The organism is Roseivirga sp. UBA1976 (assembly GCF_002336325.1).
Classification (GTDB): Bacteria; Bacteroidota; Bacteroidia; order Cytophagales; family Cyclobacteriaceae; genus Roseivirga; species Roseivirga thermotolerans.
The window spans coordinates 1-7,639 of sequence record NZ_DDDQ01000010.1 but is presented as its reverse complement, the minus strand read 5'-3'; the positions used below and the strand labels follow the sequence as shown (position 1 = coordinate 7,639).

Genomic DNA, 7,639 nt, shown 5'->3' with positions numbered 1-7,639 from the left:
AGCTCAGTTGGTTAGAGCGCAGGATTCATAACCCTGAGGTCACGGGTTCAACTCCCGTCCTCGCTACCGGAAAGCAGCTCACTGAGCTGCTTTTTTTGTTTCTTACAATCTTTCTGTTCTAAAACCATATTCCCTACTAATAGAATGGATTCTATAATTGGCATTTTTCGCCATATTGAACTTTATGAAAAAGACTACCCTATCATCACTCATTCTACTATTACTGCTAGCCTGTGACGTTAATCATACGCCCAAAAATGCAGCTATTAGCGAGAAAGAAGTGACTACCTGCATTGAGCAATTCTTTGAAGCCTTGGCTAATGGCGACAGTCTACTACTGAAGCAAACCCTTAGCAAAGACTTCTATATGTTTGAACATGACGAGATTTGGAATACTGACAGTCTGTTGGCATTAATGCCGGCTACGCTGGGCAGAAAGTGGTCTGTAAATGAGGAACGAATAACCATAATCGACAATACCGGCCACATTAGTTATTTCAATCAGGGAATCATTCCACCGGACAGATCGTGGTTAGAAAGTGCATTAGTAGTTAAAGAAAACGGATCTACCAAAGTCGTCTTTTTACATTCCACTAAACTCTATCTAAAATAAAAGCCCCAACCTTTCGGCAGGGGCTTGCATATATTATCTGAATGGTAATTTACTTTACCTTATCTACTACTGCTTTGAAAGCTTCCGGATGATTCATCGCTAAGTCGGCAAGAACCTTTCTGTTCAATTCAATTCCAGACTTACCAATTTTACCCATTAGTTGAGAGTAAGACATACCATGCTCTCTGGCACCGGCATTGATTCTCTGAATCCAAAGTTTTCTGAATTCTCTCTTCTTGGCTTTTCTGTCTCTGTAAGAATAAGTGAGACCTTTTTCAACTGCATTTTTAGCTACAGTCCAAACATTTTTTCTACGTCCCCAATAGCCCTTGGCTAATTTCAGAACTCTTTTTCTTCGCGCTCTAGACGCTACAGTATTTACTGATCTTGGCATTTTCCTGTTGTTTTTGATTTTTGGCGTCTCAGAGAGAACTTAATACCAAAACTCCGGTTAAACATTAAACCTTAAGGTTTTTTTAGATGTTGAGCATGTGCTTCACGTTTGCCTCATCAGACTTGTGTACCAAGCCCATGTGAGTCAAATTACGCTTCTGCTTCGTTTCTTTTTTAGTCAGGATGTGGCTTTTGAAAGCGTGCTTTCTTTTGATTTTGCCGGTTCCTGTCAACTTGAAACGCTTTTTCGCTCCAGATTTAGTTTTTACTTTAGGCATTTTATAAATATTAGTTTTACTAACTTTTCTTTCCTGCGCTCTTAGGTGCCAAAAACAAGAACATTCTTTTTCCTTCTAGTTTTGGCAACTGCTCTACTTTGGCGTACTCTTCCAAAGCCTGGGCGAATTTCAAGAGCAAAATCTCGCCTCTTTCTTTGTATACAATTGTCCTTCCTTTAAAGTGTACATAGGCTTTCACCTTTGCCCCTTCTTTAAGAAAGTTAATTGCGTGCTTTAGCTTGAACTCAAAATCGTGATCATCGGTATTGGGTCCAAATCTAATTTCCTTGATTACTGTTTTGGAAGCTTTGGCTTTTATCTCCTTTTGCTTCTTCTTTTGCTCGTACTTGAACTTAGAGTAATCAATTATTTTACACACGGGCGGTTTCGCTGTAGGAGAAATCTCCACAAGGTCAAGGCTTTGCTCTGCAGCCATCTGTAAAGCCTGTTTTAATGGAAAAATTCCCTGCTCTACGTTTTCACCGACTACCCTTACTTCGGGTGCCGAAATTCTTTCATTGACCTTGTACGGTTCTTCTACCCTGCCTCTTTGCGGGTAGTTCCTTCTCATTTTAGCGATTGTAACCTCCTTGTTTTGTTAAAAATGACTGCAAATATCGGTATTATTTTCTAATAATCAACAACTACTCCAGACGATATTATACTGGAACAGTACCTAAAGATGCACTTTTCTCTTTGTTAAAATAAACAATAAAATCATCTACCGACATACTCCCTTGATCTCCCTGTCCGTGTTTTCTGACAGAAACCTGACCTTCGGCTGCTTCTTTTTCTCCCACAATAAGCATAATAGGGATTTTCTTTACTTCGGCATCTCTGATTTTCCTACCTATTTTTTCGTCTCTGTGATCTATAAATCCGGTAATATCGGCTGCCTCCAGCGCAGTATATACTTCTTGTGCATAGTCAGCATATTTTTCGGAAATAGGCAGAATAGCTACCTGGTCTGGAGTGAGCCACAACGGAAACTCTCCGGCACAATGTTCAATTAACACGGCTACGAAGCGCTCAAGCGAACCAAACGGTGCACGGTGAATCATTACCGGTCTGTGCTTTTGATTGTCTGACCCGGTGTACTCTAGTTTGAACCGTTCGGGCAGCGTATAGTCTACCTGAATGGTTCCAAGCTGCCATTTTCGGCCCAGAGCATCTTTGACCATAAAATCGAGCTTAGGGCCGTAGAATGCAGCCTCACCCAATTCAGTCACGGTTTTTAATCCTTTTTCTACGGCTGCTTCTTGAATAGCGGCTTCGGCTTGTTCCCATAAATGGTCCTCGCCAATGTATTTTTGCTTATTTTCCGGATCTCTTAAACTTATTTGAGCTACATAATCTTCGAAACCAAGTGAAGAAAATACGTAAAGCACCAGGTCTATAACCTTTTTAAATTCATCTTTCACCTGGTCGGGCCTACAGAAAATGTGCGCATCGTCTTGCGTAAACCCTCTTACACGCGTAAGCCCATGAAGCTCTCCACTTTGTTCGTAGCGATACACTGTACCAAACTCGGCTAATCGAAGAGGTAAATCTTTATAAGAGCGAGGTTTGGAGTTGTAAATTTCGCAATGGTGGGGGCAGTTCATGGGTTTTAGTAAAAACTCCTCCCCTTCATTGGGTGTTTGTATGGGTTTGAACGAATCTTCTCCGTACTTCTCGTAATGGCCTGAAGTCACATATAAATTCTTGTGTCCAATATGAGGTGTAACCACAGGGTCGTAGCCGGCCTTTACCTGAGCCTTACGCATAAAGCCTTCCAGTCGCTCTCTAAGCCTGGTACCTTTAGGCAACCAAAGCGGCAAGCCCATTCCTACTTTTTCAGAAAATGTAAAAAGCTCTAATTCTTTCCCCAGTTTTCTATGATCTCTCTTTTTGGCTTCTTCCAGGTTATGAAGAAACTCGGAAAGCTCTTTCTGTTTAGGGAAGGTTATACCGTAAATTCGGGTAAGCTGCTTTCTTTTTTCATCGCCACGCCAATAAGCTCCGGCCACATTGAGAAGCTTTACAGCTTTTATAAACCCGGTATTGGGTATGTGAGGACCACGACACAGGTCGGTAAAATTTCCTTGGGTATAAAAAGTGATGGAGCCATCTTCAAGCCCATCAAGAAGTTCTAACTTATATTCATCACCCTTCTCTTTAAAGTAGGCGATGGCATCTTGTTTGGCTACTTCCTTTCTTTCATAATTATTTTTTTCGCGCGCCAACTCGAGCATTTTCTTTTCAATTTGCTCCAGCTCGCTGGCATCAAATTCTTTATCGCCAAAGTCTACATCATAGTAGTAGCCATTCTCAATGGCCGGACCTATTCCGAATTTTATCCCCGGATATAGCGCTTCCAGTGCTTCGGCCATCAGGTGAGCCGAAGAGTGCCAGAAAGTAGCCTTTCCATCTTCATCGTTCCAGGTAAGAAGTTTAACCGTGGCATCTTGGGTAATTGGGCGGTTGGCATCCCATACCTCTCCGTTTACTTCGGCAGCCAATACGTTTCTGGCCAGGCCTTCGCTAATACTCAGGGCAACATCCATGGCAGTGGCCCCATTGGAGAATACTTTCTCGCTGCCATCGGGTAGTGTGATTTTGATCTCTTGATTGCTCATTTTAATCGTTTTCTGATGCTACAAACCATCAGTTTGGGTTAAAATCTATTCAGGCTGCAAATATGCAATTTAAATCTGCATAGCCTTGTGCTAAGCACTGATTTTATAACTAGAGACTAAGATTAAAGCTAAACTTTATGGCTGATTTTTCGACACCTGGATTTTCCAGATAGGTAAGGCGCCTGATATAGTCTACCCTAAAGAACTTAAAAATATTTTCTACCCCAACCCCAACTTCGGCAAAAGGCCGTCCGTTTTCCAGCACATCAAACTGTGGCAGAGAGTTTCCATTTTCATCGGTTAGTGCCTGCACATCCAGGGTGCTTTGACTCACTCCGCCAAAAAGAATATTGCCCGTACCTACTAGTCGCCACTTTAGTTTTCTAACTAACGGAACCCGGTTGAGGATGAACCCACCAAACTGGTGCTGATAACGTAAAGAGGCGTATGACTGACTCACAAACTCATAGAACTGCATGGTATTGAAGGCTATGGTGGTATACACAATTTGTTCGTTTCCAATATGGGCGTTCAATAGAGTATATGGCAGGTCTTCGAACGTATGGCCGGCATTGATCTGGTAGTTGGATACTCCCCAGAAGCCAAGCTTGAGCCTCTGCTGAACACCAAAATTAATTCTTGTATAGTCAAAATCTCCTCCTGCCACTCCCTTAAAGCCACGGGTAACCGAAGCCATAAACATGGGCCAGCGCAAGGTTCCCAGACTTATTCGACTGTTGTCGTTAATAATGAACGATTCGTCTCTGGCATATTTTAACCTCAGCGTTACTTCTGAGGTAGAGAAATCTGTCCCTAAGGGGCTATCGGGTTTCTCCAAATTGGTTCTGTACCTAAAATCGAATTCCGGCTGAAAGCTTTTGTTGGTAAGTAAAATTCCGGCTGAAAAGGCACGCGAAAACTGCCTGAAAGCTCCTAATTGATAACTTTCGTATCTAAACGGCCGAACGAGATTTCCTAGTTGAGTAAGGGCCAGAAAGGCAGTTCCACCATCAATATCGGTAAGGGCATCGGGTTGAATTCCGAACTGATCTATGTCTTTTCGGTAATTGACATTGAAGGTAGTCCAGTTGTTTCGGTCAGCAATCCAAGTGGCTCCCAAGCCATATTTGTACTTCTCGTCATCGAAACCATAAGCCATGTAGCCATTGAACTGCCATCTTCGGCTAAAGTGCTCATTGGTTCTTCCTCCCACACGAACACGCCATCCTTCAATATTATTGTTTCCGAGTAAAAAGGGCCATGGCCCCAGATCGAACGACCCTACCTCCACATAACCTCTGGCAAAGGTTTTAGCCAGAGTGGTCCATGTTTTTACTATGGGTATGTTTTTAAGGGTATCAATCATAGAGATTACATTAATCTCTGTTGGAGTGAGCTTATCGTGTCGGTTTTGCTCCCAAAAGCTTTCATCATATTCGCGCGATTGCTCCGAAAGTTCAATAGCACGCTCAAAGAACCGGGTGTCTTTTGGTTCTGTAACTCTCAGGTTTTGGTTGGAGGTATAGAATTTAGCCAGGAAACCGGCCGATTTATTGGTTATTTCGGCCACATCTACAAGCACACGGGTTTTTACCGGCAACCAGGCTCCGTTTTCTACCCTGTCTAATTCTTGTTGAATTTTAATTTTCTCAATAAAATTAAGATTGGCCGTACGCTGCACCGTAGCATCTATTTGTTTTATGGCAAAGTCTCTTTTGGTAATCCACATTTTACCTACAAAGGCCAGCTCCTGATCGTTTTTAGGTTTAAAATCGAGCAGGTAACAAAACTCTCCACCAATAGTCACCGAATCTTCCAGCACATAGTCATAGAGAATTCTCCAGCCATCGGCAATGGGCGAGGCAAACTCCTTCTCAACAATATTCATTCGGTTTTGGTAAAAATTGTATTGCTGAAAGGATGAACCTATGACTTGTGAAATTAGACTTCCGTCTTCAATACCCACCCCGGTTATTTTGGTTTTGAGCACTTCTTCTTTAGAAAGTCTAGGGTCGGACCGGTAATAGTATCTTGATAGCGATTCGGAAATAAAAAGGGGCAAAATGGGCTTTCCGTCTTCTCCTGCAATAACCTCTATGGAGTCTAGGACTGCCGCAATTTTTCTCATAAACTTCTTTTGCCTCAGCTTATCTGAAATATTGTCTACATCAATTTCAATTTTGTTGTAGCTATCAAACTCATAGGCAGCTAACCTTCGCTTGTCGTTCATGGGTTTATGATCCATTACCTGCCTAAGTATATCAAAGGCCGGGTTTTCTACTTTCCCGGCTGTTACCACAAAATCGCTCAAAGCGGTTGCTTCAGGGTTGAGCTGAAAATTAATGGTTTGGGTTACTCCTTTTTGGTAAGCCTTTGTTTTGGTTTCATAGCCAATGTAGGAAACCACCAAGGTATCGCTTTTGGCCTCACCTTTTATACGATAAAAACCATCAAAATCGGTTGGAACACCAATGGTGGTCCCTTGAAAGTACACGCTGGCAAAGGGTATTGGGTCTCCTGTTTCTGCATCAGTAACCTTTCCTTCTATAATGGTCTGACCAAAGACACAGTGGCTTATGCACCACAAGGCCAACAGAACCGAACAAATGGTTGTTTTCAATTTTGAATTTTTTGGTTGTAGAACTTTAGTGTAACGTTATGGCCGGATAAAAAGTAACTGGATTGAACAGATAATGTGCACAACGTCACTTCTTGCCGGATTGTTCCTGCAAAAAGTTTTTGATGTGCAGGTCGGACCTCTTTACAATTTGCTGATACCATTCGAATGTCAGTGTGTGTTTTTCTTCCTGGCTAAGCTGCCATGGTATGGCAGATTTTTTTAGCCTGTTGACCAATTCATTTAAAATAAGTGCTGCGCTCACCGAAACATTGAAAGACTCTGTAAATCCATACATAGGAATATACACCAATTGGTCTACCTCCTGTTTGGCATAGTCTGAAAGCCCTTGTTTTTCGGTTCCAAAAACCACAGCCAGCGGTTGCTCTAAATCTAACTCATATATAGATGCACAATTGGGGTTTGGGGTTGTACCCACTATGCGATAATTCTTACTTCGCAGTTCTTTAAAGCACTTTCGGGTGCTCTGCTCCTCACGATCAAACTTGTGAATCGAAAGCCACTTGGAGGCACCTCTTACCACATTAGGGTTCACGTTATAATCGTGCAGCCTCTGAGTTATGTACACATCCTGCACTCCAAAGCAATCGCAGGTGCGCATAACGGCACTGGCATTTTGCGAATGGTAAAAATCTTCCATTACAACACTTACGTGTCGGGTTCGATGTGCCAAAACCTCTTGAATGAGCTTAATCTTGTTGGGGGTAACAAAGCCCTCCAAATAACGCAATAGCTCTAAATTTACTTTCTCTTTCATAAAAAAAGCTGTCAGGGATAACCCGACAGCTCAGTAGATGAACAAACAATATTATTGAACCTTAACCCTAAAGGTTTATGTGTTTGTGCCAAGTAAACAACCTCGCTGCCCTAATACCCCTATTTATACCTATTCCGGCAGGCCTTACCTACTAAAACAAGTCGATGGTCTCGCCCACATTATATCCTCCTGTTTTATCTTCTCCTCCCTTTTTTCCAGATGGCTTGGGGTCTACCTTTTCCGGCTTCGAGCTGTCATCGGCAGGCTTGGCTTTATCAGCCTCAGGTTTTGCCTCTGCCGGGCCCTCCTGTGGTTCATCTTTTTGCTCAGCTTCAGGTTCTT

General features: G+C 42.5%; 7 protein-coding genes, 1 tRNA gene and 1 pseudogene. 2 read left to right on the top strand and 7 right to left on the bottom strand.

Annotated elements, in window-relative coordinates:
* Nucleotides 1–63, top strand: a tRNA-Met gene (locus B3763_RS01045).
* A 121-nt stretch (nt 64–184) separates the two neighbouring features.
* Nucleotides 185–613, top strand: coding sequence for a hypothetical protein (locus B3763_RS01040; protein ID WP_286742706.1), 429 nt, complete (start codon nt 185–187; stop codon nt 611–613).
* Nucleotides 614–662: 49 nt separating this feature from the next.
* On the opposite strand, the gene rplT is transcribed toward B3763_RS01040, so the two are convergent.
* From rplT to B3763_RS01005, 7 genes and pseudogenes are all read right to left on the bottom strand, one after another.
* Nucleotides 663–1,007 (bottom strand): 50S ribosomal protein L20, encoded by a 345-nt coding sequence (gene rplT / locus B3763_RS01035; protein ID WP_189630029.1) that lies wholly within the window; start codon nt 1,005–1,007, stop codon nt 663–665.
* An 82-nt stretch (nt 1,008–1,089) separates the two neighbouring features.
* Nucleotides 1,090–1,284 (bottom strand): 50S ribosomal protein L35, encoded by a 195-nt coding sequence (gene rpmI, locus B3763_RS01030; protein ID WP_189630028.1) that lies wholly within the window; start codon nt 1,282–1,284, stop codon nt 1,090–1,092.
* Between the two features lie 19 nt (nt 1,285–1,303).
* Nucleotides 1,304–1,855 carry a translation initiation factor IF-3 gene (gene infC / locus B3763_RS01025; protein ID WP_189630027.1) on the bottom strand — a complete coding sequence of 184 codons (552 nt, stop codon included), beginning with the start codon at nt 1,853–1,855 and terminating at the stop codon, nt 1,304–1,306.
* An 88-nt stretch (nt 1,856–1,943) separates the two neighbouring features.
* A complete protein-coding gene (thrS, locus tag B3763_RS01020) occupies nt 1,944–3,902 on the bottom strand; it encodes a threonine--tRNA ligase (RefSeq protein WP_189630026.1) in 1,959 nt (652 codons plus the stop codon).
* Between the two features lie 109 nt (nt 3,903–4,011).
* Entirely contained in the window at nt 4,012–6,522 is a 2,511-nt protein-coding gene (locus B3763_RS01015; RefSeq protein WP_286742699.1) for a DUF5686 and carboxypeptidase-like regulatory domain-containing protein, read from the bottom strand.
* A gap of 85 nt (nt 6,523–6,607) precedes the next feature.
* Nucleotides 6,608–7,297, bottom strand: a complete 690-nt coding sequence (locus B3763_RS01010; RefSeq protein WP_189630024.1) for a TrmH family RNA methyltransferase — start codon at nt 7,295–7,297, stop codon at nt 6,608–6,610.
* A 151-nt stretch (nt 7,298–7,448) separates the two neighbouring features.
* Nucleotides 7,449–7,639 (bottom strand): annotated as a pseudogene (locus B3763_RS01005) (hypothetical protein); the annotation flags it as partial.

What these genes read in the sequence shown, in the direction of transcription:
- B3763_RS01040 (WP_286742706.1), top strand. Translation starts at nt 185, where the DNA reads ATGAAAAAGACTACCCTATCATCACTCATTCTACTATTACTGCTAGCC.
- rpmI (WP_189630028.1), bottom strand. Translation starts at nt 1,284, where the DNA reads ATGCCTAAAGTAAAAACTAAATCTGGAGCGAAAAAGCGTTTCAAGTTG.
- thrS (WP_189630026.1), bottom strand. Translation starts at nt 3,902, where the DNA reads ATGAGCAATCAAGAGATCAAAATCACACTACCCGATGGCAGCGAGAAA.
- infC (WP_189630027.1), bottom strand. Translation starts at nt 1,855, where the DNA reads ATGAGAAGGAACTACCCGCAAAGAGGCAGGGTAGAAGAACCGTACAAG.
- rplT (WP_189630029.1), bottom strand. Translation starts at nt 1,007, where the DNA reads ATGCCAAGATCAGTAAATACTGTAGCGTCTAGAGCGCGAAGAAAAAGA.
- B3763_RS01010 (WP_189630024.1), bottom strand. Translation starts at nt 7,297, where the DNA reads ATGAAAGAGAAAGTAAATTTAGAGCTATTGCGTTATTTGGAGGGCTTT.